Origin of the sequence: Umezawaea sp. Da 62-37, from assembly GCF_032460545.1 — a bacterium.
Taxonomy (GTDB): domain Bacteria; phylum Actinomycetota; class Actinomycetes; order Mycobacteriales; family Pseudonocardiaceae; genus Umezawaea.
This window is the reverse complement of the sequence record NZ_CP135965.1, coordinates 5,811,879-5,837,847: the sequence shown is the minus strand read 5'-3', so window position 1 is coordinate 5,837,847 and position 25,969 is coordinate 5,811,879. Positions and strand designations below refer to the sequence as shown.

The following is a 25,969-nucleotide window of genomic DNA, read 5'->3' as shown; positions in this document are numbered from 1 at the left end:
GGAGCGTAGAACACCTGTTCGACCCGTGTCAGCCACCAAACCGCGGGGCTACCACCGCCGTCAGGTGGTGGGGGGCGTGGAGTCGCTGGTGGACGAGCCGCTGCCCGAGTCGATGGCCTTGCAGTTCGGGGCCTTCTTCTCGGCCTCGGCCAGGTTCGAGCGCACGAGCACGCCGTCGAAGTCCTCGCCGACCTTCGCCACGGCCTGCATGTCGGTCGCGACCTGGCCGAACGCGGCGGCGATGGACGCCGGGTCGCTCGGGTTGGCGGCCTCGACGCCCGTCTTGGCCTTGTCGAGTGCGGTCTTGAGCTGGCTGAAGATGTCGGCGGCGCTCGTGGCCAGCTTCTCCGAGTCCGGGTGCGGCCCGTCCTTCAGGTCGTTCAGCTTCTTCACGGCGCCGTCGACGGCGGTGGAGCCGTCGCCCAGCCAGGCCGCGAACTGCTGCTGCATCTTGGCCGGGTCGGTCGTGTCGAGCGCGGGCTCGGTGGACAGCGTCTTGATGACGTCCAGGCTGGCGCCGCAGACCTTGTCGATCCACGCGACGTTCTCGTCGCTGTCCGCGGCGGCGGCGGAGGAACCGCTGCTCGTCGAACCGGTGCCGGTGCCGGTGCCGGAGGCCGAGCCCGCGGTCTGCGAACCGCACGCGGTCAGGGCGAGAACGGCGGTGGCGAAGACGCCGACCGCGACGAGGCGGTGCCTCATGAGAACTCCCAGTAGTCGGTCAGGTGGAGCAGAGGGGGGAACTTACTCCTCGACGTGACCCGCTTGGCCCTGTTTGCTGGACCATTCGGGGTCTCGTACCCCAATCGAGATCCGCAGCGTCACGAGGTCGTGGTCGGCGTGGCGGGCTCGCGGATCGACTGGCACCGCGGTGCCTTCTCCGCGGCCGCCAGCAGCTCAGGACTGGTCTCGAGGTCCTTGAGCGGCACGCTGAACTCGGCCAGCTTACCGATGGCCTCGCTCGCGGCCTGCAAGCCGCCGTTCGGGTCGGCCGCGTCGGCGGCCTCCACCTTGGCCTTCGCGTCGGTGAAGACCTGCGCGACCTCGTCGAACGTGGTCGCCATCTTCGCGACCTGCTCGTCACCCCCGGCCACCGGCGCGGGGCCGATGGCGCGCAGGTCGGCGGCGGACTTGCCGAACGCGCCCGCGAGCTGGCCCATGTGCGCGGCCATGTCGGACTTCAGCTTGGCCGGGTCGGTCGTGTCGAGCGCCGGGGGCGACTTGGCCGCGCCCGCGAACTCCGAGGTCGCGGCGCAGACCCGGTCCATGTACGCGATGGCCGGATCGGCGGACGGCGCGGTAGACGCGGTCGGCCGGGTCGACTGGACGGCGGTCGTGCCGCCGCCCGAGGTGCACCCGGCGAGCAGCACCGCGGCGGTGACCAGCGCGGCGAGGCTGGACCTCATGTCGGACTCCTGGATCGGGTCGGCGGTGGGACCCGTCCAGTGTGAACCGAAAAGGCGCGTCCCGGTCCCTGAGGACCCGGACGCGCCTTTCGGGTGGTGCTTGCCGGTCGGTTGCTACACCGGCGCTAGGAAGCGCCGTTGGCGACCGACTCCGCCGGGGTGTCCGCGATCGCGGTACCGCGGCGCTTCGAGATCACGACGGCCGCCACGATGATCGCCACCGCGACGACGGCGATCGTCACGCGGATGGCCGTGGAGGCGTCCGCGCCGATGGAGAACGTGACGATGGCGGGCGCGATCAGCACCGACACCAGGTTCATCACCTTGATCAGCGGGTTGATGGCCGGGCCCGCGGTGTCCTTGAACGGGTCGCCGACCGTGTCGCCGATGACCGTCGCGGCGTGGGCGTCGGAGCCCTTGCCACCGTGGTTGCCGTCCTCGACCAGCTTCTTCGCGTTGTCCCACGCGCCACCGGAGTTGGCCAGGAACACCGCCATCAGCGTGCCGGTCGCGATCGCGCCCGCGAGGAAGCCCGCCAACGGCCCGACACCCAGGCCGAAGCCCACGGCGATCGGGGCCAGCACGGCCAGCAGGCCGGGGGTGGCCAGCTCGCGCAGCGAGTCCCTCGTGCAGATGTCCACGACGCGGCCGTACTCGGGCTTCACCGAGTAGTCCATGATGCCGGGGTTCTCGCGGAACTGGCGGCGCACCTCGAACACGATGGCGCCCGCGGCCCTGGTCACGGCGTTGACCGCGAGACCGGAGAACATGAACACCACGGCCGAGCCGATGATCAGGCCGACCAGGACGTTCGGCGTGAACGCGACGAAGTCGGCGTTGTCGAAGGTCGCCCCGACCTTCGCGAGCGACTGCGTGATGGCGTCCTTGTACGACCCGAACAGCGCGGTCGCCGCCAGCACGGCAGTCGCGATCGCGATGCCCTTGGTGATGGCCTTGGTGGTGTTGCCCACCGCGTCCAGCTCGGTCAGGATCTGCGCGGCCTCGCCGTCGACGTCGCCCGACATCTCGGCGATGCCCTGGGCGTTGTCGCTGACCGGGCCGAACGTGTCCATGGCGACGATGACGCCGACCGTGGTGAGCAGACCGCAACCGGCCAGCGCCACGGCGAACAGCGCCACGACGACCGAACCAGACAGCAGGAACGCGCCGTACACGGCCGCGCCGATCACCAGCGCGGTGTAGACCGCCGACTCGAAGCCGACCGAGATGCCGGACAGGATGACCGTCGCGGCGCCGGTCAGCGAGGTGCGGCCGACCTCCTTGACGGGCTTGTGCTCGGTGCCGGTGTAGTAGCCGGTCAGCCAGAGGATGACGCCCGCGAGCACGATGCCGATGATCACCGCGAAGGTGGCGATCAGCGCCGGGTTGCCGCTGGTGCCCTTGATCTCGTCCGACACGCCGTCCAGGTTCGCGAACGAGCTGGGCAGGTACAGGAACGCCGCCACGGTGCACAGCACCGCGGAGATGACCGCGGAGATGTAGAACGAGCGGTTGATCGCCGCGAGGCCGTTCTCGCCGACCCGCGCCTTGGTGGTGTACACGCCGATGACGGCGGTGAGGATGCCGATGGCGGGGACGATGAGCGGGAACAGCAGGCCCTGCGCGCCGAACGCGGCGGTGCCGAGGATCAGCGACGCCACGAGCATCACGGCGTAGGACTCGAAGAGGTCCGCCGCCATGCCCGCGCAGTCGCCCACGTTGTCACCGACGTTGTCGGCGATCGTCGCGGCGTTGCGGGGGTCGTCCTCGGGGATGCCCTGCTCGACCTTGCCGACCAGGTCGGCGCCGACGTCCGCGGCCTTCGTGAAGATGCCGCCGCCCACCCGCATGAACATCGCGAGCAGCGCGGCGCCGAAGCCGAAGCCCTCCAGGACCTTCGGGGCCTGGCCGGAGTACACGAGCACCACGACCGCGGCACCGAACAGGCCGAGGCCGACGGTCATCATGCCGACGACGCCACCGGTGCGGAACGCGATCCGGGTCGCCTTCTCCCGTCCGCCCTCCTCCTTCGACGCGGCCGCGACGCGCACGTTCGCGCGGGTAGACAGCCACATGCCGAGGTAGCCGATGCTGGCCGAGAAGACAGCGCCGAAGATGAAGAACAGCGACCTGCCGATCCGCTCGTTCAGGTCATCGGCCGGTAGGGCGAACAGCAGGACGAAAACGATCACCACGAAGGGTGCGAGCGTGCGGAACTGCCTGTTGAGGTAAGCCGCTGCGCCCTCTTGGACCGCCGTCGCGATTTCCTGCATCTTTTCGGTGCCTTGGCCTGCGGCCAGCACCTCCCTGAGCAGTACGTAGCCGACGGCAAGGGCTGCCAGGGCGACCACGGCGATCACGGCGACTACGCCGCGATCACCTCCGGAGAGTTCAAGGCCCTCCGCGAGGAATTGCCGGGACATCCGTCCTCCTGGTGAGTATTTGCCCAACAGGGGACCGCACCTCGTCGCGCCATCCAACCGGCCAACTCGTGCGTCAGCCCCGACACCACGTGATGCACCCCTCATTGGATGCGATTCGGCGGAGTCTATTCATAGCCCGCAAGCCTGCAACGATCCGTCCCGTTCCGTGCACACACCGTTATCCGCGCTGGGTGCGGTCCTACGCGTCCCGACGGGTCGTCGGAACTGTCGGTGGGGTGTGCCAAGCTGCCGACCGTGGCCGACCAGGGACGCCGACTGCTGGAGCGGGTGATCGCCGGAGTACCCGCCGGGGAATCGCCTCTGACGCACGTCACCGATATGCCACGTCGCGCCGCCCGGTTGGCCCAGTGGCCCTCGTGGGCGGCCGATCCGGTGATCCACTCGGTGCGCGCGGGCGGGGTCTCCCAACCGTGGTCCCACCAGGTGGAAGCCGCCGAGCTGGCCTGGGCGGGCCGCAACGTCGTGCTGTCGACCGGCACCGCGTCCGGCAAGTCGCTGGCCTACCAGCTGCCGGTGCTGACCGCCCTCGCCACCGACCCGCGCGCGACCGCCCTGTACCTCGCGCCGACCAAGGCGCTGGGCGCGGACCAGCTGCGCGCCGTCGAGGGGCTGGCCGTGCCGGGGGTGCACGCGTCGTCGTTCGACGGCGACACCCCGATGGCCGAGCGCGACTGGGTGCGGGCGTACGCGAACTGGGTGTTCACGAACCCGGACATGCTGCACCGCGGGATGCTGCCGAACCACACGCGGTGGATCCGGCTGTTCCGCAGGCTGAAGTACGTCGTGGTCGACGAGTGCCACGCCTACCGGGGTGTGTTCGGCTCGCACGTCGCGCTGCTGCTGCGCAGGCTGCGCCGGGTCGCCAGGAAGTACGGCGCGGACCCGGTGTTCGTGCTGGCCTCGGCGACGGTGACGGACCCCGCGGCGTCCGCGGGCCGGTTGCTGGGCGCCGAGTGCGCGGCCGTGACGGTGGACGGCTCGCCCCGCGCGTCGCGCACGGTCGCGCTGTGGGAGCCGCCGCTGCTGGAGGACTTCGCGGGCGAGAACGGCGCCCCGGTGCGGCGTTCGGCGGGCGCCGAGACGTCCCGGATCCTGGCCGACCTCGTGGTCGAGGGCGCCCGGTCGCTGGCGTTCGTGCGGTCCCGCGTCGGCGCGGAGCTGACGGCGATGGGCGCCAAGCGGATCCTGGCCGAGGTCGACGACTCGCTGCCGCCGCGGGTCGCCGCCTACCGCGCCGGGTACCTGCCCGAGGAGCGCCGGGCGCTGGAGCGCGCGCTGTCCAGCGGCGAGCTGCTCGGCGTCGCGACGACGAACGCTCTGGAACTGGGTGTCGACATCGCCGGGCTCGACGCCGTCGTGGTGGCGGGCTTCCCCGGCACGCTGGCGTCGTTCTGGCAGCAGGCGGGCCGCGCCGGGCGGTCGGGCGACAGCGCGCTGGTCGTGTTCGTGGCCCGCGACGACCCGTTGGACACCTACCTCGTGCACAACCCGCCCGCCGTGTTCGACCGGCCGATCGAGGCGACGGTCCTGGACCCGACCAACCCGTACGTGCTGGCCCCGCACCTGGCGTGCGCCGCGTCGGAGCTGCCGCTGACCGAGGAGGGCTTGGCGGAGTTCGGCGGTGACGCGGTCCTGCCGGTGCTGGCCGACCTGGTGGCGCGCAAGCTGCTGCGACGCAGGTCGAACGGCTGGTACTGGGCTTCGCACGACCGCCCGCACGCCGACGTGGACATCCGCGGCTCCGGTGGCGACCAGGTCGTCGTGGTGGAGGCGGATTCCGGGCGGATGCTCGGCACCGTCGATCCGGGCGCGGCGCACCGGTCGGTCCACCAGGGCGCGGTGTACCTGCACCAGGGCGAGTCTTACCTGGTCGACGACCTGGACCTGGACCAGGGGCTGGCGCTCGTGCACGCCGCCCGGCCGGACTGGTCGACGATGGCGCGCGAGTCCGTCGACATCACGGTGGTGCGGACGGTCGAGGAGCGGCGCTACGACGGCGTTTCGGTGTGCCTGGGCGAGGTCGAGGTGACGTCGCAGGTGGTGGGCTACCTGCGGAGGCTGCCGTCCGGTCAGGTGATCGACCAGGTGCCGCTGGACATGCCCGAGCAGGTGCTGCTCACCAGGGCCGTCTGGTACACGGTGTCCGAGAAGCTGTTGGTGGGCAGTGCACCGGGGGGCGCGGGTCTGGATCCCGCGCGCGTCCCCGGTGCACTGCACGCCGCCGAACACGCGGCGATCGGCCTGCTACCGCTGTTCGCGACCTGTGACCGCTGGGACATCGGCGGTGTGTCGACCGCTCTGCACGCTGACACCGGGGAGGCGACGGTGTTCGTGCATGACGGTCACCCAGGAGGGGCTGGCTTCGCCGACCGCGGCTTCGCCGCGGTGATCCCCTGGTTGGTCGCTACTCGGGAAGCGATCGCTTCGTGCGCGTGTCCGGCAGGGTGCCCGTCCTGCGTTCAGTCGCCGAAGTGCGGGAATGGCAACGAACCGCTGGACAAAGCAGGTGGAATGGCCGTGCTGGGCACTGTTCTCGGGGTTGTCGGGGAGAGAACCAACAACACCCAGCACGGCCAGATCAGGGGTCAGGCCAGCTCCGCGGCCACCAGCCGCTGAGCGCTGGACATGAACAGCGAGGGCATCTGGACGGCCTCGACGAGCGCGTCCTGCACGATGCGCGAGACCGGCAGCTTCCAGCCGCAGATCTGCGGCTTGACGCGCCAGTGCACGACACCGTGCTGCACGGGGGACGGCGGCAGCGCGATGTACTCGCCCTCGCCGTAGTGGCGGATGTCGTCGTGCGCGGCCAGATCGGCCCGCAGCGACTGGCCGGACTCGACCAGGAACATCCACTGACCCGCGGGGGTGGCGACGATCGGCACCGGGAGGCCGATGGTGCGCAGTGCCATGGCGGCACGACGACCGAGGTCGGCGCTCACCTCGATGGCGTCCAGCACGTGGCCGGTGGCGGCGAGCACGCTGTAGGACGCGCCGCTCCACCACGCCGCGACCTGCTGCGGCTTGGTGCCGATGCGCTCCTGCCAGTCGTTGTGGACCGGCACCGGACCGTCGGTTTCCACACCACCGCGCCCGGTCCACTGGACCGCGCCGTTCTCCGAGCCGGCTGGGTAGGTACCCGGCAGCACAGGCCACCCGTGCCACGCGAGGCCCACTGCCTCTGCCCGCAGCTCGATGCGGAAGGCCCCGCGCCAGCTATCCGACCACTCCATGCTCTGTCGCCTCCAACTACGTGAACACTGACACTGTGTCGGTACTGCCGGACACCGCGTCGGTGCCGCTACTCCAATTAACGGCATGAGCGGCCTCGGATGTAACTCCCCGTCGACAACTGGTCGGAATGGCACGGCGAGCGATCCCCGAACAGCGGCCGGCAGAACTGTCCGCCGAACGTTCGTTCCACCTTCACCTCGGCAACAGCCCGTGTGTGAGTCCGCTCACCGTGGATGGATGACCGTTCATCGCGGCGCCCCCTCCTCACCCTTCAGCCGGCCCCGCCCTCGCCCGAACGCTCGGCGTACCGAACACCGACACGGCGCCGTCCACCCGGACGACGACCTCCCAACCGCTCACCGCGCACTCGCCCAGCCGCTTGCCCATCCGCTCGGCGACCCACCGCGCCCGATCGCACGCCCCCACCGGCCCGTCGGTGAGGTGGGCGGCGGCGGCCAACGCCGCCAGATCAGCCGCTCCGGCCACCTCGTGCCGTTCGACCACCACGCCGCCAAGGCGGACGCCGAACACGATCAGCAGCGCGAACACCGCGATGCAGGCCACACCGACCACGGTCGCCACCCCGCGGTCGTCCGCCATCACGCCGCCTCCATCCACGCCTCCGTCCGCCCTGTCGCCCACCCTGCGATCCACGCGGTCAGCCGCCCGGTCATTCGTCGTGCGGCCGTCCGCCCGGTCGTCCACGCGGCCGTTCGCCGTGCGGTCATTCGTCGTTCGGTCATCCGTCAAGCGGTCGTCCAACCGGTCGTCCACGCGGTCATCCGCCATGGACGGCACCTCCTTGTTGTCTGCTGTCGCCGTTCGGCGAACCGCCGGTGGCACGGTGGGAAGCCGCGCGGTGCCTCCCCACCGAAGCCGGTGGCCGGAACTCCCTCCTTGTTCTTTGTGCGCTGTCCTTCATCCGGGAGCGTTCTCGCGCCGGCTCAGTTGTCGGTGGTCGGTTCCAGGACGGCGTAGGCGGTGGCTTCGAGGTGGACACCGGGCAGCAGGCCGTTCGCGGGTGTGGCGACGACGACCACCCGGACCGCGTCGTCGTCGGTGCTGACCTCCAGTCGTGCGCCCGCCGGGGCGATGGCGGTCACGACGGACTCCGCTCGTTCCGGTTCGCCGCGGGCCACGAGGCGCGCGGCTTCACGCGCCGCGTCGGTGCAGCGGAGCTGGTCGGCGACCGCCACCACGGCCGCGGACCCCAGGGTGAGGACCAGGGCCAGGCTGAAGATGGCGATGGCCGCTTCCACCGTCGCGGCGCCCCGGTCGTCGGCAGGGGTCATGTGGGACCGGCGAGTGCGCGGTCCAGCAGGGATTTGAGCAGGGCGGAGACGGCGTCGCTGCTCGCCAGCAGGTAGAGCGTGGTCGCCAGGGCTGCCGCGGCCAGTGTTCCCAGCGCGTATTCGGCCGAGATCATGCCGCTGTCGTCCCGCAGGGCGGAGTGGATCGTTCGGTACACGGGGGCTCGCTTTCGGTTGTCCCACAAAGGGTTTTGGTCACCAGGTGGTGGCGAGGCGGTTCGCCAGTCCGATCACGACCGGGAGAACGCCGAGGCAGAGGAAGGCGGGTAGGAAGCAGGCGGCGAGCGGTCCGGCCACGAGGACGGACGCGCGTTGAGCGCGGGCTTCGGCTTGGTCGGCGATCTTTTCGCGTACTCGGGCGGCCAGGTCGGCGGCCAGTGCGGCCAAGGCGGCGCCCGAACGCGCGGTTCGGCGGGCGCCCTGTGCGAGTGCGGCGGTGTCCTGGTTCGCCAGGGCCGGAGCCCACGCCGTCACCGGGTCGGCACCCAGTGCCAGCAGGTCGCCGACCTGCCGCAGGCAGGCAGCGGCCGGTGGTGGGAGGCCGTCGACGACGGCGCGGACCGCGTTGGCGACCGGCAGACCGGCCCGCAGGCAGGCCGCCAGGAGGTCCCAGCTCGCCGCGGTGGCGAACGGGTCGTCGGCCTTCGGGCGGACCGCCCGTTCCGGCTTCGGTACCGGCGGGCGCAGCCGGGCCAGCACCGGAGCGCGGGACGGCAGCACGAGGAGGGCGAGGGCGAGCAGCAGGAGGATCATGAGCGGACCGCCTGGTCGGTGAGCTTCGCGCTCCACAGCAGACCCCCGGAGATGAGCAGCGCGCCCAGGACCAAAAGGACTTGGCCGGGGGTGGTCGAGGTCAGGACGTGCAACGGGTGGGCGCCGCTCAACTCGCCGAGCAGCACGCCGAAGGCCGGGAGCGCGGCGAGGATCGCGGCGCTGGCCTCCGGACCCGCCATGCGGGCTTTGACCTGCTCGGCGAAGCAGACCCGGCGTTCCAGGTCGCGGCGGACCGCGTCGAGCACGTCGGCCAGCGGGACCCCGTGGCTGTCCGCCAGCCGCCAGGCCCGTGCGAGCGGGCCCAGCGCCGCGGCCAGTTCCGGCCTCGCGCAGGCGAGGGTCGTCAGAGCGGTGTCGACGTCGCCGCCCAGGCGCGCGGTCGACGCGATGGTGGTCAGGACCGTGGCGGCCGGTTCCCCGGTGTCCTGCGCGGCGCCCGCCGCCGCTGCGGCCGGATGTGCCCCGGCCTTGAGTTCCGCCACGAACGCGGCCAGGCCCGCCGCGATCGTGGCGGAGCCCGCCAGCCGGGATCGCCGGACCGCTCGGGAACGGCGCGCGCGCCACAGGACCGCGGCGATCATGGCGGCGGCGATCAGGCTCGCTGGACCGCCTACCAGTCCAACGAGGACGCAGCACGCGAGCACGGCGACCGATCGGTGCGGCCCGCGGGTTCGGCCGCGGTCGGGCGGTCGGAGGGCGCGCAGCCTGCGGGTCGCCGCCGCCGCGGGCAGGACCAGCAGCGCGGTGGCCAGTGCGGCGAGGCTCAGCGCGGTCATCGGGGCCGTCCCAGCAGGGTCTGCAGGACGGGCCACGCCGGTTGCCGGTGGCGGTCGTGATGCCAGGCGGTGCGGACCAGGAGCGAGTCCATCCGGCGTTCGAACACGCCGATCTCCGCCAAGTGTCGGGTGCCGTCGGGATTCCGACGCATGTGCAGGACCACCTGCACGGCCGCGGCCAACTGGCTGTGCAGGGCCGGGCGGTCCAGGCCGCCCAGCGCCGCCAGCGCTTCGAGGCGGGCCGGGACCTCCGCCGGGGAGTTGGCGTGCAACGTCCCCGCCCCGCCGTCGTGGCCGGTGTTGAGCGCGGCCAGCAGGTCGCAGACCTCGGCCCCGCGCACCTCGCCGACGACGATGCGGTCCGGCCGCATCCGCAGGGCCTGGCGGACCAGTTCGCGAACCGCCACCTCGCCCGCGCCCTCGATGTTGGCCGGTCGGGCCAGCAGGCGGACCACCTGCGGGTGCTGCGGCTGGAGTTCGCCCGCGTCCTCCACGCACAGGACGCGTTCGGTATGCGGGACGCAGCCCAGCAAGGCGGCCAGCAGCGTGGTCTTCCCGGAACCCGTCCCGCCCGTGACGAGGAACGCCAAGCGGGCTTCGACGATCTCGCGGAGCAGGTCCGCGGTTGGCTGGTCGAAGGTGCCGCGGGAACGCAGTTCGGCCAGGTCGTGGACGGCTGGGCGGAGCACGCGCAGCGATAAGCACGTCCCGGAGGCGGCGATGGGTGGCAGGACGGCGTGCAACCGCACCCGGCCCGCCGGACCGGAGCCGGAGAGCCAGCCGTCGACGCAGGGCACCGCCTCGTCGAGCCTGCGACCGGCGGCCACGGCCAGCCGTTGGGCCAGCCTGCGCACGGCCGCCTCGTCGGGGAAGGTGATCCCCGTGCGGCGCAAGCCTTGCGCGCCGTCCACCCACACGTCTTCGGGGCTCGTCACGAGCACGTCGGTGGTGTCCGGGTCGGCCAGCAGCGGATCGAGCGGACCCGCGCCGGTGAACTCCTGGCGCAGCAGCGTCAGGGCGGACAGCACTTCGGCGTCGCCCAGCACACCGCCCGCCTCGTCCCGGACCGCTTCGGCCACCGCGGCCGAGGTCAGCTCGGCCCGGCTGGTCGCGAGACGGCGGCGGACGCGCTCGACCAGATCAGCACTCATGACGGACTCCTGAAGGGATGGTCGGATCGCGGGCGCTCTCGGGGAAGCGCCCGCGATCCTGTTCGGACCGAAGCGGCGGATGTCGCGACCTCGGCTGTTGGGGAGAAGCGAAGGGGCCGCCGGGTGTGGTCTCGGCGGCCAGGGGGCGGAGGTGGTGCCAGAGCGAAAAGAAAGTGTCGGGCGGAGTGGCGCTTCGGCCTGGGCAACGCTGAAAGCGTTGGGCTGGAAGGGAAACGGCCGGCAAATGAGGAAAGCGGGGTTGGGCAGGCGGGCCCTCGATGGGGCCAGCGAAGGTGCCGGTTCGGTTGACCGGAAAGCGGTGCTCGCGCGATGGAGGGAAGCCGGATGAGGACAAATGACGGTTGGCAGAGGGGTGGGCGGATCGAAGCGGCGGATGTCGCGACCTCGGCTGTTGGGGATAGGCGAACGGGACCGCCAGGTGTGGTCTCGGCGGTCAGGGCGGAGGTGGTGCCAGGGTGGAGTGGCGCTTCGGCCTGGGCAACGCTGAAAGCGTTGGGCTGAAGGGGAAACGGCTGGCAACTGGGAAGGCAGTGCTGGATAGGCGGACCCTCGATGGGGTCAGCGGAGGTGCCGGTTCGGTTGACCGGAAAGCAGTGTTCGCGCGATGCCGGGGAAGCCGGATGAGGACAAAGGGCAGTTGGCAGAGGGTGGGCGGATCGTGGGCGCTCGCGGGAAGCGCTCGCGATCCTGTTCGGAGTTGGACAGGCGGGCTTCGGTCAGCCTTGAGAAGTGCCGGGGCGGGCTCTCCGCGGAACGGAACCTGACGTGGCAAGGCGAGAAGCGCTGGGGCGGAAGGGAAACAGGCGACAACTGACGTAGCAGCGCGACGGCAGTGGGTCAGCGGTTGTGGAGGGCTGTCAGGACCGAGTTGGCGGCGCGGGCCAGGGGGCCGCGGGTGGTGGTGGGGAAGCGGCCGTTGTCGAGGGCGGTGGCGAGGCGGGGTTCGGGGCGCATGGAGGCGAGGAGCGGGACGCCGACGGATTCGGCGATCTCCTTGCCGCGCAGGCCTGTCGGGCCGGGGGCGCGGACGACGAGGCCGAGGGTGACGCCGTGGGAGGTGAGCTGGTGGGCCATGCGTTTGGCGGAGGCGCAGGCGCGGACCTCGGCCGGGACGACGAGCACGGCCAGGTCGGTGCGGCTGAGGGCGGCCAGTGCCGGGACGGTGAGGTGGCGGGGTAGGTCGCAGATGACGGTTTCCCCTGCTCTGCGGCCGGCTTCGACGACGGCGGCCACGGCGTCGGGTTCCGGGCCGGGGCCGTCGCGGTCGCAGGACAGGACGGTCAGGCGGCCGTGCTTGCCGCTGCGGCCGGGGAGCGCGGAGTGCAGGGCGGAGGCGGCCACCCGGCCTCCCGAGAGGTGGAGTTCGGGCCAGCGCGGGCCCTCGTGGGACTCGTCGCCCAACGTCAGGTCGAGGCCGCCGCCCAACGGGTCGCAGTCGACGAGCAGGCCTTGGCGGCCGGAGCTGAGAACGGCTTGGCCCAAAGCGGCGGCGAGGACGGAGGCTCCCGCGCCACCCCGGCCGCCGAGCACGGCGACCACCCGGCCCTCACCGCTCGGCGGGCCTTCCGCGAGGTCGGCCAGCGTGCCGATGAGCCACTCGCCGCCGGCGGGCAGCACGACCACGCGTTCCAGTCCCAGCACCAACGTCTGCGGCCACACCTGCTCCGAGGGCGGCCCGGTGCTGACCAGGTAGGCGCCCGCACGGCGGGGCAGGTCGGCCTGCCCGCACTCGAAGGCCGCCCACTCGTCGAGCAGGACCAGCGGCGCGTCCTTCCACCTGGCGCGCAGCGCCGCGGCGTCCGGCACGCGGTCGAGTTCGCACCCCGCGGCGGCCGCCAGGCGCAGCAACTCGTCCAGCAGCACCTCGTCGCGCACCAGCGCCACCGGTCGTCCCGTGTCCACCCCGACCCACCTCCGTCGACTCCCGGACCCGGTGCGGGCCCTGGTCCAACGGTCGGCTGTCGTGGGGGATGCCACAAGGCGGCAAGATCGACATGTGGACAACCACCCGGCCTGTGGACAACTCGACGGCGGAACGCCGGAACTGTCGGTGGTGTGCGGGAAGCTGGGGGGTTGGGCGTCGAACGGCGGGAGCAGAACGCGTTCCACCCGACCCCGGACATGGGACGACCCCCGCCAGGGGGGAGGGACGGGGGTCGTCATCGGTTCAGTCCCGGGGGGTCGGACTGAACCTGTCCGGCAGAGCCGGACTCCCCCACTGTATCCCCACAAGCGGGGGTGGTGCGTGTCTTCCGTTAGAGGGACACGAGGAATTTCCGCGGTGGCCGCACATCCTCTTCGTAAACAACCGAAACGCGTCCGCGGCGGCTGCGCCTAAACTGACCGCGTGACCGATCCCGGCAGCGGCGAAGCCCCCGCACAAGGCACCCGAGTCGCCGCGTTCTTCGACCTGGACAAGACGGTCATCGCCAAGTCGAGCACGCTGGCGTTCAGCCGCCCCTTCTTCCAAGAGGGTCTGATCAACCGGCGCGCGGTGCTCAAGAGCGCCTACGCGCAGTTCGTGTTCATGCTCGCGGGCGCGGACGCCGACCAGATGGACCGCATGCGGTCCCACATCACCGCGCTCTGCGAGGGGTGGGACGTCGAGCAGGTCCGCTCCATCGTCGACGAGACCCTGCACGACATCGTGGATCCGCTGGTCTACAAGGAAGCCACCCAGCTGATCACCGACCACAAGTCGGAGGGCCACGACGTCGTCGTGGTGTCGGCCTCCGGCGAGGAGCTGGTGGCGCCCATCGCCAGCATGGTCGGCGCCTCGCACAGCGTGGGGACGCGGATGTTCGTCACGGGCGGCCGCTACTCCGGCGAGGTCGACTTCTACTGCGCGGGCGAGAACAAGGCCATCGCGGTCAAGCAGTTGGCGCAGAAGCACGGCTACGACCTCGAGGACTGCTTCGCGTACTCGGACTCGGTGTCGGACCTGCCCCTCCTGGAGGTCGTCGGCCACCCCACGGTCGTCAACCCCGACCGCGCGCTGCGCAAGGTCGCCGCGCAACGGGGTTGGCCGGTGCTCACGTTCTCCGACCCGGTGTCGCTGCGCGCCCGCATCCCCACCCCCTCCGGCACGGCCGTCGCGGTCACCGCGATCGGGCTCGGCGCGGCCGCCGCGGCGGGCGTCGCCTGGTACGGGATGCGCCGCAGGCGACGCAGCTGAACCGCGGTGGACGGGTGGGTGACGCGCGCCGCCCGATCGGCGGTACCCGACCCTGAAACCCCTGCGGGCGGCCAACTTCCGCTACTGAACGTTGCTTGACCGGTGCACTCGTCCGAGACCTTGCTGTGACGCGGCACACGGTCTACAAATGGAGGTGCGGACTTCGGGTCGGCCAGGGACGGAGCAGAGGGTAAGCGACGTCCACCCCGGCGGATCTCCGTGCACGGACTTCGAGCACCCACGCGCAGCACGCCGCGGGAGGCTTGCCGTCAAGGGCCTGCGTACCGGGACGCTGGACGCCGAGGCCAGGTTGATACGGCACGAGTTGCACGCTTGGTAACTCGAAGGCCCGTGCTGATGGCGGAGCCCCCTCACGAGAGTGCGGGGGCTCCGCCCTTTTCCCGCCGGGCGCGTTATTCCCCCTGACGTGTCATGTTTTCCGGCCGTTGACCGCCCCCCGAGACGTGGGTAACTTGCGAAGATGCCCGCACAGCGGTGAAAAACTCGCCTGGGGAGGCCCTGTGTACCAGGTCGTTCGTCCGTTAGCGGTAGTCGCGCTGGTCACGGCACTGGTGGGTGCCCCGTTGACCGCGTCCGCCGAACCCGATCCCGCGTCGGCGCAGGGCATCACCACGATGGTCCGGCGGATGTCGTTGGAGGACAAGGTCGGTCAGCTGTTCGTCACCTACCTCAACGGCCAGTCACCCGACGAGGTGAATCCGCTGAACCGGACGAACTTCGGCGTGGACACCCCGGCGCAGGTGGTGGCGAAGTTCCACCCCGGCGGCGTCATCTACTTCAACAACTCGTCGCGCGACAACGTCGACACCCCGCAGCAGATCGCGACCCTGTCGAACGGGTTGCAGCGCGCCGCGATGTCGTCGGGCCTGCGCATCCCGCTGGCGATCTCCACCGACCAGGAGATGGGGATCGTCACCCGGATCGGCGCGCCCGCGACGCAGTTCCCCGGCAACATGGCGCTCGGCGCGGGCCGGTCGAGGGCCGACGCCGAGAAGGCCGCCACCATCACCGCGAACGAGCTGCGCGCGATGGGGATCAACCAGGACTTCGCGCCGGACGCGGACGTGAACTCGAACCCGGCGAACCCGGTCATCGGGGTCCGCTCCTACTCCAGCGATCCCGCGCTGGCCTCCGAGATGGTCGCCGCGCAGGTCCGCGGGTACCAGCAGCGGTACCTGGCCAAGGGCGCGGTGTCGGCGACGGCGAAGCACTTCCCCGGTCACGGCGACACGTCCGAGGACAGCCACACGAGCCTGCCGGTCGTCGACCGGACCGTCGAGCAGTGGCGGCAGCTGGACGCGCCGCCGTTCCGGGCGGCCATCGCCGCGGGCATCGACTCGATCATGACCGCGCACATCCAGACGCCGAGGATCGACCCGTCCGGCGAGCCCGCCACGCTGTCCGCGCCGATCGTCACCGGTCTGCTGCGCAACGAGCTGCACTACGACGGCGTCGTCATCACCGACTCCCTCGAGATGGAGGGCGTCCGCCAGCTGCACCCGGACGCGGAGATCCCGGTGCTGGCGCTCAAGGCCGGTGTCGATCAACTGCTGATGCCGGTGAACCTCGAGGTCGCGATCAACGGCGTGCTGGCGGCCGTGCGCAGCGGTGAACTGAGCGAGCGGCGGATCGACCAGAGCGTGCTGCGGATCCTGCGGATGAAGCTCCTGCGGGGCATGTTGACCAGCCCGCTGGTGGACGTGGGCGCGATCGCCCGCACGGTCGGCTCCCCCGCCAACCTGGCGGTGGCCCAGCAGATCACCGACCGCACCACGACCGTCGTCCGCAACGACGCCAAGGTGCTGCCGCTGGCGAAGAAGCCGGCGTCCGCCCTGGTCACGGGCTGGGGCGACACCACGACGCGCACGCTCGCCGACCGGCTCACCGCCCGCGGCACGACCACCACGGCCCTGCCCACCGGCAGCGCCCCGACCGAGGCCCAGACCGCCGCGGCCGTGCAGGCGGCGGCAGGGGCCGAGGTCGTCGTCCTGCTCACGAACTCGCTGTCCAAGCAGCCCGCGCAGCAGGCGCTGCTGGCGAGGTTGCGGGCGACCGGGAAGCCGGTGGTCGCGGTGGCCGTGCAGAACCCGTACGACGTCGCCCACGACAACCCGACCTGGCTGGCCACCTACTCCTACGGCGCCGGGGCGATGGAGTCGCTGGCGAAGGTCGTCTACGGCGAGGCGGGCCCCAAGGGCAGGCTGCCGGTCGACGTGCCGGGTCCGACGGCGTACCCGCTCGGCCACGGCGTCACCTGGTGAGGCGCAGGCAGCTCCTCCAGGCGGGCGCACTGGCCGTGCCCGCGCTGGCGCTCACGAGCGGGGAGGCGGCAGCGGCCACGAGGGTCGTCACGGGCGCGGAGGTCCTCGCCCAGGACGATTGGCGGCGGCTGGGCGGCAGGCGGGTCGGCATCCTCACGAACCCGACCGGCGTGCTGCCCGACCAGACCCACGTCGTCGACTCGATGGTGGCCGCAGGCCAACGTCCGCAGGCCGCTTTCGGCCCGGAGCACGGCTTCCGCGGCACGGCCCAGGCAGGCGGTTCCGAGGGCGACTACCCCGATCCGCGCACGGGCGTCCCCGTGTACGACGCCTACGGCGCGAACGCGGAGAAGCTCGCCGGGATGTTCCGCAAGGCCCAGGTGGACACCGTGGTGTTCGACATCGCGGACGTCGGCGCGCGGTTCTACACCTACGTCTGGTCCATGTACACGGCGATGCAGGCCGCCGCGGCGACCGGCGCGGCGTTCCTCGTGCTGGACCGGCCGAACCCGGTCGGCGGCACGGCCCGCGGCCCGCAGCTCGACCCGGCGTACGCGACCGGGGTCGGCCGCAAGCCGATCGTGCAGCAGCACGGGATGAGCGTCGGCGAGCTGGCCCGGTTCTTCGACGGGGAGTTCCTGCCCTCCGACGGCGGCCGGGTGTCCAACCTGGACGTCGTGTGGGCCCGCGGGTGGCGGCGCGCGGAACTGGACACCGGACTGCCGTGGATCCCGCCGAGCCCGAACATGCCGACGAGGGACACCGCCCTGGTCTACCCCGGCACGTGCCTGTTCGAGGGCACCGTGTTCTCCGAGGGCCGCGGCACGACGCGGCCGTTCGAGACCATCGGCGCCCCGGACGTCGACTGGCGCTGGGCGGAGAAGCTCAACGAGCTGAACCTGCCCGGTGTGCGGTTCCGGGAGACGTACTTCGCGCCCACGTTCAACAAGTTCGTCGGCAAGTCCTGCGGCGGGGTGGCCCTGCACCTCACCGACCCCGCGGGCTTCGACGCGATCCGCTCGGCCGTGGCGATGCTCGTGACCGCCCGCGCGCTCTACCCCGCCCTGTTCGCGTGGCGGCCGGACCACTTCATCGACAACCTCAGCGGCTCGGATCGCCTGCGGCGCATGGTCGACGCGGGCGCGGGCGTCGACGAGGTCGTCGGCGCGTGGGACTCCGAGCTGACCTCGTTCCGCCGCACCAGACGCCAGTACCTGCACTACCGGTGAGGACTCCGATGCGACTGCCAGCCCTGCTCGTCGCGACCATGCTGACCATGACGACGCTGCCCGCCGCGGCGCAAGCCGACGCGTCCACCGGCCGGTTCGACCGGCCGCACACCGGGTTCGCCCCGCCGTGGACGCAGCTGCACCGCGGCAACCCCGGTCTCGACCCGGCGCCGATCGACGCCGCACTCGACCAGGTCAGCCGCTACACCGAGCCGGACGCCACCGGGCACCCGATGTTCGCGGGCGCGGTGACGCTGCTGGCGCACGACGGTTCCGTCGTCGCGCAGCGGCCGACCGGCTGGGCGGTGCGCTACTCCGACGCCAAGGGCACCGAGCTGCCCGTGGAGCAGCAGGTTCCGATGGCGGAGAACACGATCTTCGACCTGGCGTCGATCTCCAAGCTGTTCACCTCGATCGTGGTGATGCAGCAGGTCGAACGGGGCCGGGTGCGGGTCGACCAGCCGGTGTCCAAGTACCTGCCGGAGTTCGGCGTCAACGGCAAGGCCGACATCACCGTCGAGCAGCTGCTGACCCACACCTCGGGGCTGGAGCCGTGGCTGCCGCTGTGGCAGCAGTGGCCGGACGTCCCGTCGCGGATCAAGGCCGTGATGGACGCGACGCCGAAGACCGCTCCCGGCAGCGCGTACACGTACTCGGACCTGAACCTGATCACGCTGGGCGAACTGGTGCGCCGGGTCAGCGGGTCGCCGCTGGACGAGCTGGTGCGCAAGGGCATCACCGACCCGCTCGGCCTGCCCGACACCGGCTACAACCCGCCCGCGAGCAAGCTGGACCGGATCGCCGCCACGGAGTTCGAGTCGAACCCGCCGCGCGGCATGGTCCGCGGCCAGGTGCACGACGAGAACGCCTGGTCGCTCGGCGGTGTCGCCGGGCACGCGGGCGTGTTCTCCACGGCGCGGGACCTCGCGGTGCTCGCCCAGGCGATCCTCAACGGCGGCACCTACGACGGCCACCGGATCCTGCGGCCGCAGACCGTCAAGCTGATGACGACCAACTTCAACACCGAGTTCCCCGAGGACTCGCACGGGCTCGGCTTCGAACTGGACCAGCGCTGGTACATGGGCGCGCTCAGCTCGCCCGCCACCGCCGGGCACACCGGGTTCACGGGCACGACGCTGGTGGTGGACCCGATGTCGCGGTCGATCGCGATCCTGCTGACCAACCGCGTCCACCCGTCGCGCGACTGGGGGACGATCAACCCCGCGCGGCGGGCGGTCGCCGACGGGCTGGCGCGCGCGCTGGCCGTCCGGCCGCAGCAGGGGCGGGACGCGTGGACGCCGACCGGGGCCACGGGGGCGACGCTGACGACCGGCGACCTGCCCGGCGCGCGGAAGGTCTCGTTCGACGCGTTCGTCGACCTCGACGAGGGCGACAGCGTCGTGCTGCAAACCGGTGACGGCACGACGTGGCGCGACGTGAAGTCGTTGACCGGCACGGGCACCCGGAAGTGGACGCGGGTGGAGGCCGCGATCGACGGCAGCCGGGTTCGCTGGGTGTACCTGCGGGGCAACGGGTACGGCGGCCGGGGCGTGTACCTCGACGGGATCCGGATCTCCGGCGACCGCGGCACGGTGCTCGACGCCGAACGCCACCCGGAGGCGCTCACCGCCGTCGGCTGGCGGGCGGCCGACCGGTGAGCACGGTGTGTCGCAACGGGATGGACAGCCGGTGAGGAAAGGGTGGCATATGAGTGAGAAACCCTCACAACACGGGCTGGTCACCCCTGGGATCCGTTGACCACGACGGTGACGGTTAGTAAGTTTCCCACGTGTCCAGCAAAGTTCCCGATTACCTCGACGCCAGCCCACTGGTCAAGATCCGCTCACTCCTGCCGGGCCTCGCCCGCGCGGAGCAGCGGGTCGCCAAGGTCGTGCTCGAGAGCCCAGCCACGGTCGCGCACCGCAGCATCACCGAGGTCGCCGAGGCGGCGGGCACCAGTGAGACGACGGTGACCCGCTTCTGCAAGGCGATCGGCGTCGGCGGCTACCCGGAGCTGCGGATCGCCCTCGCCGCCGACACCGCGCGGACGGCGTCCCGTGTGGACCGCGACCTCGGCAGCGACATCACCCTGACCGACGACCTGCGCCAGGTCGTCGGCAAGGTGGCGTTCGCCGACGCGCGGGCCGTCGAGGAGACCGCCGAGCAGCTCGACGTCGACGCGCTGCGCGCGGTCGTGACGGCCGTCGCGGGCGCGGGCCGGGTGGACGTCTACGGGTTCGGCGCGAGCGCGTTCGTCGCGTTCGACCTCCAGCAGAAGCTGCACCGGATCGGCCGGGTCTGCTTCGCCTGGAACGACGCGCACATCGCGCTGACCAGCGCGGCGGTGCTGACCGGCGCCGACGTCGCGGTCGGCATCTCGCACACCGGTTCCACCTCGGAGACCGTCGAGGCGCTGCGGGTCGCCAAGGAGCACGGCGCGACCACGGTGGCGCTCACCAACTTCCCGCGCTCGCCCATCAGCGAGGTCGCCGACCACGTCCTGACCACGGCGGCGCGCGAGACCACGTTCCGCTCGGGCGCGATGTCCAGCCGGATCGCGCAGCTCACGGTGGTCGACTGCCTGTTCATCGGCGTGGCGCAGCTGCACGTCGACAGCGCCACGGCGGCGCTGGAAGCGACCTACGACGCGGTGTCCGGCCACCGGCTGGGCGAACGGCCGGACGGCAGACGACGACGGGAGACCGCTAAATGACCTCGTACCGGAACGGTGTGGTGGTGCGCGTGGACTCTCCGACCGAGCTGCGGAACCCGCGCACCCTCGACATCGACCGGATGTCCACGTTGGACGTGCTGCGAGCGATCAACGTCGAAGACCACGTGGTGCCCGACGCGGTGGCGGCGGTGCTGCCGGACGTGGCGCGCGCCGCCGACCTCGCCGTCCTCGCCCTGCGCGCGGGCGGCCGGGTGCACTACGTCGGCGCGGGCACGTCCGGCAGGCTCGCCACGCTCGACGCGGCGGAGCTGCCGCCCACGTTCAACACCCCGCCCGACTGGTTCCTCGCGCACCACGCGGGGGGCCAGGAGGCCTTGGTGCGCGCGCTGGAGAACGTCGAGGACGACGACCTCGGCGGCGCCGCGCAGATCCGCACGCACGTCACGGCGGGCGACCTCGTCCTGGGCGTCACGGCGTCCGGCCGCACGCCGTTCGTGGTGGGCGCGCTGCGCGAGGCCCGCGCGATGGGCGCGCGCACCGTGCTCGTGTCGAACAACCCGGTCGCGCCCGCGCCGTGCGAGGTCGACGTGCTGATCGCGCTCGACACCGGCCCGGAGGCCATCGCGGGCTCCACCCGGATGAAGGCGGGCTCGTCGCAGAAGCTGGTGCTGACGTCGTTCTCCACCGCCGTGATGGTCCGGCTCGGCCGCACCTACTCGAACCTGATGGTCAGCATGCGGGCGACGAACGCGAAGCTGCGCGGCCGGACCGTGCGCATCCTGCGCGAGGCGACCGGGCTGGCCGAGCAGGAGTGCACGGACGCGCTGGCCGGCTCGGGCGGCGACCTGAAGGTGGCGCTGGTGCACCTGCTGTCCGGCGTGCCGTTCGCGCGGGCCGCCGAGGCGCTGGTGGGCTCCGACGGGCACGTCCGGCAGGCGCTGGTGTCACTGGACGACCGGTAGGACCGGCCGCCACGGGATCGGCGTCGACAGCACCATGGCGCTGGACGTCTCGCCGTGGCCGCCCAGCCGCACGAGCAGCCGTTCGAGCTCCTGGACCGACGTCGTGACGACCTTGACCACCGAGCAGATGTCCCCGGTCAGCCGGACCACCTCGACCACCTCCGGGCAGTCGTCGAGCAGTTCGGGGTGCACGGTGATGCACCGGGGGCCGTAGCACTTCATCCGCACCAGGGCGATGACCGGGCGGCCCACCGCCGTGGCGTCGACCGAGGCCCGGTAGCCGGTGATCACGCCCGCGTTCTCCAGCCTGCGCACCCGCTGGGCGACCGTCGGCGGCGAGACGTGCACCCGCCGCGCGAGCTCGTTGTAGGACAGCCGCGCGTCCTCCTGGAGCGCCTCCAGCAGGGCCCAGTCCACCGCGTCCAGGTCGATGCTCATGAACGCAAAGCTATCCGCCGAAATGCCTTGCGACCATGAGAAGTTCCGGTTCCGCCGGGTGGCACCACGCATTCAGAAATGCCGCTCGGCCACGCATGATGAAGTCATGAGCACCTGCCCGGTCATCCACAGCGGCGAAGAGGCCCCCAAGCTCGACTTCGGCGGCACCACGCCGTACGAGGACTACGTGCACGCCTCCGTGCTGCACACGCTGCAGAAGCAGGCCTCCGACGACCCGCGCGAGATGTCGTTCCTGGTGATCACCCAGATCATGGAGCTGTACTTCGGGCTGCTCGTCTTCGAGTGGCGGCAGGCCCAGCTCGAACTGCGCGCCGACGACCTGCGCGCGGCCGTGCGCACCCTGCGCCGCAGCGAGCTGCACATGCAGGGCCTCAACGCGGCGTGGCGGCCGATCGCGCGGATGACGCCGGGCGAGTTCAACTCGTTCCGCGACGCGCTCGGCGAGGGTTCGGGCTTCCAGTCCGGTGTGTACCGCGAGATGGAGTTCCTGCTCGGCGAGAAGTCCCGGTCGATGCTCGTGCCGCACCGCGCCGTGCCGAAGCTGCACGACTCCCTCGAAGCCCAGCTGCACGCGCCGAGCCTGTACGACGACGTGCTCGCCGCGCTGCACCGGCAGGGCCTGCCGATCCCGGCCGAGGTGCTGGCGCGCGACGTGAGCCGGGCCTACGAGGTCAACGCCGACGTGGAGAAGGTGTGGGCCGAGGTCTACCGCGGCGATTCCCGCGACCTGCTGGAGCTGGGCGAGGCGCTGACCGACATCGCCGAGGAGTTCGCCCGCTGGCGCTACGACCACCTCCTCGCCACGCGGCGCTCGATGGGCGCCAAGGTGGGGACGGGCGGCTCCGCGGGTGTCGCCTGGCTGGAGAAGCGCACGCAACGATCGGTGTTCCCCGAACTGTGGACCGCGAGGAGCTTCGTGTGATCGACCTTGACGCCGTCGACCCGCTGGCGCCCGTGCGCGAGCTGTTCGACCTGGACGACGATGTGGTCTACCTGGACGGCAACTCCCTCGGCGCGCCGCCGAAGGCCGTCGCCGAACGGATGCAGGAGGTCGTGCGGCAGCAGTGGGGCCGCAGGCTGATCCGCGGCTGGTCCGAGGGCTGGTGGGAGGCCCCGCAGCGGGTCGGCGACCGGATCGGGCGGCTGGTCGGCGCGGCGCCGGGGCAGGTCGTGGTCGGCGACTCGACCAGCGTGAACATCTTCAAGGCGCTGATGGCGGCGGTGCGGGGCACCGACCGGACCGAGATCGTGGTGGACGGGGGCACGTTCCCGACCGACGGCTACATCGCGCGGTCGGTCGCCGAGCTGACCGGCCTGGAACTGCGCCCCGCCACCCCGGACGCGCTGGCGCTGACCGAGCGCACCGCCGTGGTGCTGCTCAACCACGTCGACTACCGGACCGGTCGGATGCTCGACATGGCCGCCGTGACCGCACAGGCGCACGCCGTCGGTGCGAAGGTTGTCTGGGACCTCTGCCACAGCGCTGGCGTGCTGCCGATCGAACTGGACGCGCTCGGCGTCGACCTGGCCGTCGGGTGCTCGTACAAGTTCCTCAACGGCGGCCCCGGCGCGCCCGCGTTCCTCTACGTGCCCACGGCCGCGCAGGCGACGTTCGAGCAGCCGCTGACCGGCTGGACCGGGCACCGCGCGCCGTTCGCGATGGAGGACGACTACACGCCCGCCCCCGGTGTCGCGCGGGCCCGCTGCGGCACCCCGGACATCCTGTCGATGCTGGCGCTGGACGCCGCGCTCGACGTGTGGGACCACGTGTCGCTGGCCGACGTGCGGGCCAAGGGGCTCAAGCTCACCGACTACTTCCGGTCGCTCGTGGAGGACCTGCCCGGCATCGGGGTGATCACGCCGGCCGACGAGTGGCGCGGTCACCAGGTCTCGTTGCGGCACGCCGACGCCGAGGTCGTGATGGGGAAGCTGATCGCGCGGGACGTGATCGGCGACCACCGGCCCCCCGACGTGCTGCGCTTCGGGTTCGCGCCGCTGTACAACCGGTACTCCGACGCCCGCCGGGCCGCCGAGGCCCTGGCCGAGATCCTCTAGATCACGCTCGGGCCGGGGTCCCGGTTGTCCGCGAGTGGCGCATCTCGCGGCGAGGCCACCGGGACTCCGAAGCCCGCGTGTGATGGGTATGAACATCACCAAGATGACCTCGTTACTCGCCGGCGCCGCAGCACTCGCCCTCAGTGCGGCGGGCGTCGCGGACGCGTCCATCCCGACCCCGCAGTGCACCGCGTCCACCCTCTTCTCCGACGTGCGGAAGTTCACGTCGCCGAATGCCGGCGACCAGTTGTTCGGCATCGTGTTCGAGGCGAAGCCGGGTACCGCGTGCACCATGAGCGGCTCGCTCGGCGACCTGGTCTTCGTGGACCTGTCGAACAGCCCGCTACCCATCGCCGTCGTCGCCCCCGACCCGGCGAACGCCACGCCCGCCGTGCTGGTGCCCGGCAGCCCGAAGGTGGTGTACCTCGCCTCCAAGAAGGGGACCGGCGAGGGCTACACGCCCGCGGCCGCGACCTTCACCCTGCCGTCGACCGCCGCGACCGACCGCACCGTGGTGGTGCGGTGGCCCGACGTCGCCCTGACCGGCGGTCCGGCGCGCCTCGGGTACGTGGGCGAGTTCTTCGGCTGATCACGCCGAGGCGGCGTCCGCGATGCTCGACGCCTCGCGGGCGCCCGCCTCCAGCGCCGCGCAGCAGAACAGGATCCACCGGCCGACACCCTCGGGCTCGCCGGTGGTGAAGGCGACCAGCGCGGCGTCGTACTCGTTCTGCCTGCGCAGGCAGTGCACCTCGGGGACGCCGAGGCCCTTCGGGTCCAGGCCGGTGGCGATCGACGTGAGCCGGGCCGCCGCCCGCGCCACCACGCCGTTCGCGCTCTCGAACGGGGCCAGCGCCAGCAGTTCGCCGTGCACGATGGCGACCAGCAGCGGGCCGGGCACCTTGGTGCCGCCGGTCAGCAGGCCGGCGAGCTGGTCCAGCCGGTCGGCCACGCCGGGGTCGAGCCGGGGCCTGCCGAGCTCACCGGCGAAGTCCGCCGCGGCGAGCAGGTGCAGCCGCGCCAACGCCTGCGAGGGCGCGCGTTCCCACGTGGGCAGCAGCGTGCCGAGCGCCTCGGCGACCCGCAGCGACCCGGCCAGCACGGGGTCGGTCACGGAGCCGTCGTCGGGGATCGCGGTCGACCCGCCCTCCAGCGCGGCGGAGGCGCGGGCCGCGCGCACGGACGCCTCGGCGGCCGTCGTCGCCCAGCCGCGCAGGTTCACCCGGTGGCGGTGCACCTGGAAGACGGCGTTCTTGGCGTTGGCGACGGCGTCGGCCACACCGGGCAGGTCCAGCAGCGGAGCCAGCGGATCGGTCACGGTTCGGACATTACCCGTGGGTAAAGTGGCTATTCCAAAACGGCCTGGAATGGCTGTTCCCGGATGGCCACTCCCGACATACCGTCAGGTCCGTGACCACCGACTGGTTCGACCGCCCCGTGCTCACCGGCCCGCACGTCCGACTGGAGCCGCTGACGGCGCAACACGCGGAAGGCCTGCTCGAAGCGGGCGAGGACCCCGACGTCTGGAAGTGGCTGGCCGACCGCAGGCCGACGACACTCGCCGAGGCGCGGGCCTTCGTGGACAAGTCGCTGAACGACCCGAACCGGCGACCCTGGGCGCAACTCGACCCGACCACCGGCGAGGTCGCGGGCGTCACGTCGTACCACGACGTCGATCCCGTCCACCGCGCCGTCCACATCGGACACACGTGGATCGGCACGCGCTGGCAGCGCACCGGGATGAACACGAACGCGAAGCTGCTGCTGATCGCGCGGGCGTTCGACGACCTGGGCGCGCACCGCGTCGGCTGGCACACCGACATGCTCAACACCCGGTCGCGGGCGGCGATCGAACGGCTCGGCGCGACCTTCGAGGGCGCGTTGCGGGCCCACCGCGTCCGCCCGGACGGCACCCTGCGCGACACGGCCGTGTACTCGGTGACCGCGCCGGAATGGCCTTCGGTGCGCGCGGGGCTGACCAGCCGAAACTACTCCGATCAGGGGTGACTCGCATCACGCAGCG

General features: G+C 71.8%; 24 protein-coding genes. 11 read left to right on the top strand and 13 right to left on the bottom strand.

The genetic code is table 11. The features are described from left to right. Positions 1 to 60 precede the first annotated feature (60 nt). From RM788_RS26810 to RM788_RS26800, 3 genes are all read right to left on the bottom strand, one after another. A complete protein-coding gene (locus tag RM788_RS26810; RefSeq protein ID WP_315934532.1) occupies positions 61 to 702 on the bottom strand; it encodes a hypothetical protein in 642 nt (213 codons plus the stop codon). A gap of 119 nt (positions 703 to 821) precedes the next feature. Continuing rightward, on the bottom strand, positions 822 to 1,406 hold the full coding sequence (locus tag RM788_RS26805; protein WP_315934531.1) for a hypothetical protein: 585 nt from the start codon (positions 1,404 to 1,406) through the stop codon (positions 822 to 824). A gap of 125 nt (positions 1,407 to 1,531) precedes the next feature. Next, a complete protein-coding gene (locus tag RM788_RS26800) occupies positions 1,532 to 3,829 on the bottom strand; it encodes a sodium-translocating pyrophosphatase (protein WP_315934530.1) in 2,298 nt (765 codons plus the stop codon). A 255-nt stretch (positions 3,830 to 4,084) separates the two neighbouring features. Here RM788_RS26800 and RM788_RS26795 point away from each other — a divergent pair, with 255 nt between their 5' ends. After that, the gene (locus tag RM788_RS26795; protein ID WP_315934529.1) at positions 4,085 to 6,466 is read left to right on the top strand and encodes a DEAD/DEAH box helicase; all 2,382 of its coding nucleotides are present in this window, start codon (positions 4,085 to 4,087) and stop codon (positions 6,464 to 6,466) included. On the opposite strand, the gene RM788_RS26790 is transcribed toward RM788_RS26795, so the two are convergent. The 8 genes from RM788_RS26790 to ssd form a co-directional block, all read right to left on the bottom strand. After that, on the bottom strand, positions 6,436 to 7,080 hold the full coding sequence (locus RM788_RS26790) for a bifunctional DNA primase/polymerase (RefSeq protein ID WP_315934528.1): 645 nt from the start codon (positions 7,078 to 7,080) through the stop codon (positions 6,436 to 6,438). The genes RM788_RS26795 and RM788_RS26790 overlap by 31 nt on opposite strands. A 265-nt stretch (positions 7,081 to 7,345) precedes the next feature. Then, positions 7,346 to 7,870: an Rv3654c family TadE-like protein gene (locus RM788_RS26785; protein ID WP_315934527.1), complete on the bottom strand. Its 525-nt coding sequence runs from the start codon at positions 7,868 to 7,870 to the stop codon at positions 7,346 to 7,348. Positions 7,871 to 8,025: 155 nt separating this feature from the next. Continuing rightward, positions 8,026 to 8,373 (bottom strand): TadE family type IV pilus minor pilin, encoded by a 348-nt coding sequence (locus RM788_RS26780; RefSeq protein WP_315934526.1) that lies wholly within the window; start codon positions 8,371 to 8,373, stop codon positions 8,026 to 8,028. Further along, the gene (locus RM788_RS26775; RefSeq protein ID WP_315934525.1) at positions 8,370 to 8,549 is read right to left on the bottom strand and encodes a DUF4244 domain-containing protein; all 180 of its coding nucleotides are present in this window, start codon (positions 8,547 to 8,549) and stop codon (positions 8,370 to 8,372) included. Before RM788_RS26775 ends, RM788_RS26780 begins: the two co-directional genes overlap by 4 nt. 37 nt (positions 8,550 to 8,586) lie before the next feature. Continuing rightward, positions 8,587 to 9,144 (bottom strand): type II secretion system F family protein, encoded by a 558-nt coding sequence (locus tag RM788_RS26770; protein WP_315934524.1) that lies wholly within the window; start codon positions 9,142 to 9,144, stop codon positions 8,587 to 8,589. Continuing rightward, positions 9,141 to 9,941: a type II secretion system F family protein gene (locus RM788_RS26765; RefSeq protein WP_315934523.1), complete on the bottom strand. Its 801-nt coding sequence runs from the start codon at positions 9,939 to 9,941 to the stop codon at positions 9,141 to 9,143. The genes RM788_RS26770 and RM788_RS26765 overlap by 4 nt, the downstream gene beginning before the upstream one ends. Next, positions 9,938 to 11,092, bottom strand: coding sequence for a TadA family conjugal transfer-associated ATPase (locus tag RM788_RS26760; RefSeq protein ID WP_315934522.1), 1,155 nt, complete (start codon positions 11,090 to 11,092; stop codon positions 9,938 to 9,940). Before RM788_RS26760 ends, RM788_RS26765 begins: the two co-directional genes overlap by 4 nt. Positions 11,093 to 11,950: 858 nt before the next feature. Next, a complete protein-coding gene (ssd, locus tag RM788_RS26755) occupies positions 11,951 to 13,015 on the bottom strand; it encodes a septum site-determining protein Ssd (protein ID WP_315934521.1) in 1,065 nt (354 codons plus the stop codon). A gap of 445 nt (positions 13,016 to 13,460) precedes the next feature. Here ssd and RM788_RS26750 point away from each other — a divergent pair, with 445 nt between their 5' ends. The 6 genes from RM788_RS26750 to RM788_RS26725 all read left to right on the top strand — a co-directional run bounded on the left by RM788_RS26750 (position 13,461) and on the right by RM788_RS26725 (position 21,435). Continuing rightward, positions 13,461 to 14,288 carry an HAD-IB family hydrolase gene (locus RM788_RS26750; protein ID WP_315934520.1) on the top strand — a complete coding sequence of 276 codons (828 nt, stop codon included), beginning with the start codon at positions 13,461 to 13,463 and terminating at the stop codon, positions 14,286 to 14,288. A 635-nt stretch (positions 14,289 to 14,923) separates the two neighbouring features. Next, positions 14,924 to 16,570 carry a glycoside hydrolase family 3 protein gene (locus RM788_RS26745; RefSeq protein WP_315934773.1) on the top strand — a complete coding sequence of 549 codons (1,647 nt, stop codon included), beginning with the start codon at positions 14,924 to 14,926 and terminating at the stop codon, positions 16,568 to 16,570. Next, positions 16,567 to 17,799, top strand: a complete 1,233-nt coding sequence (locus tag RM788_RS26740) for an exo-beta-N-acetylmuramidase NamZ family protein (protein ID WP_399344901.1) — start codon at positions 16,567 to 16,569, stop codon at positions 17,797 to 17,799. Before RM788_RS26745 ends, RM788_RS26740 begins: the two co-directional genes overlap by 4 nt. An 8-nt stretch (positions 17,800 to 17,807) precedes the next feature. Then, a complete protein-coding gene (locus RM788_RS26735; RefSeq protein WP_399344899.1) occupies positions 17,808 to 19,457 on the top strand; it encodes a serine hydrolase domain-containing protein in 1,650 nt (549 codons plus the stop codon). Between the two features lie 131 nt (positions 19,458 to 19,588). Further along, positions 19,589 to 20,512: a MurR/RpiR family transcriptional regulator gene (locus tag RM788_RS26730; protein ID WP_315934519.1), complete on the top strand. Its 924-nt coding sequence runs from the start codon at positions 19,589 to 19,591 to the stop codon at positions 20,510 to 20,512. Then, positions 20,509 to 21,435: an N-acetylmuramic acid 6-phosphate etherase gene (locus RM788_RS26725; protein ID WP_315934518.1), complete on the top strand. Its 927-nt coding sequence runs from the start codon at positions 20,509 to 20,511 to the stop codon at positions 21,433 to 21,435. The genes RM788_RS26730 and RM788_RS26725 overlap by 4 nt, the downstream gene beginning before the upstream one ends. Here the strand turns inward: RM788_RS26725 and RM788_RS26720 are convergent. After that, positions 21,418 to 21,873, bottom strand: coding sequence for an Lrp/AsnC family transcriptional regulator (locus tag RM788_RS26720; RefSeq protein ID WP_315934517.1), 456 nt, complete (start codon positions 21,871 to 21,873; stop codon positions 21,418 to 21,420). The genes RM788_RS26725 and RM788_RS26720 overlap by 18 nt on opposite strands. Positions 21,874 to 21,979: 106 nt before the next feature. Between RM788_RS26720 and RM788_RS26715 the strand changes: the two genes are divergently transcribed. From RM788_RS26715 to RM788_RS26705, 3 genes are all read left to right on the top strand, one after another. Beyond that, on the top strand, positions 21,980 to 22,816 hold the full coding sequence (locus tag RM788_RS26715; RefSeq protein ID WP_315934516.1) for a tryptophan 2,3-dioxygenase: 837 nt from the start codon (positions 21,980 to 21,982) through the stop codon (positions 22,814 to 22,816). Then, complete coding sequence (kynU, locus tag RM788_RS26710; protein ID WP_315934515.1) at positions 22,813 to 23,949, top strand: kynureninase; 1,137 nt, start codon at positions 22,813 to 22,815, stop codon at positions 23,947 to 23,949. The genes RM788_RS26715 and kynU overlap by 4 nt, the downstream gene beginning before the upstream one ends. Before the next feature lie 103 nt (positions 23,950 to 24,052). Beyond that, positions 24,053 to 24,538: a hypothetical protein gene (locus RM788_RS26705; protein ID WP_315934514.1), complete on the top strand. Its 486-nt coding sequence runs from the start codon at positions 24,053 to 24,055 to the stop codon at positions 24,536 to 24,538. Here RM788_RS26705 and RM788_RS26700 read toward each other — a convergent pair whose 3' ends face one another. After that, the gene (locus RM788_RS26700; RefSeq protein ID WP_315934513.1) at positions 24,539 to 25,264 is read right to left on the bottom strand and encodes a Fic family protein; all 726 of its coding nucleotides are present in this window, start codon (positions 25,262 to 25,264) and stop codon (positions 24,539 to 24,541) included. It abuts the gene before it with no gap. A 92-nt stretch (positions 25,265 to 25,356) separates the two neighbouring features. Between RM788_RS26700 and RM788_RS26695 the strand changes: the two genes are divergently transcribed. Beyond that, the gene (locus RM788_RS26695) at positions 25,357 to 25,953 is read left to right on the top strand and encodes a GNAT family N-acetyltransferase (RefSeq protein ID WP_315934512.1); all 597 of its coding nucleotides are present in this window, start codon (positions 25,357 to 25,359) and stop codon (positions 25,951 to 25,953) included. The last annotated feature ends 16 nt before the right edge of the window (positions 25,954 to 25,969 follow it).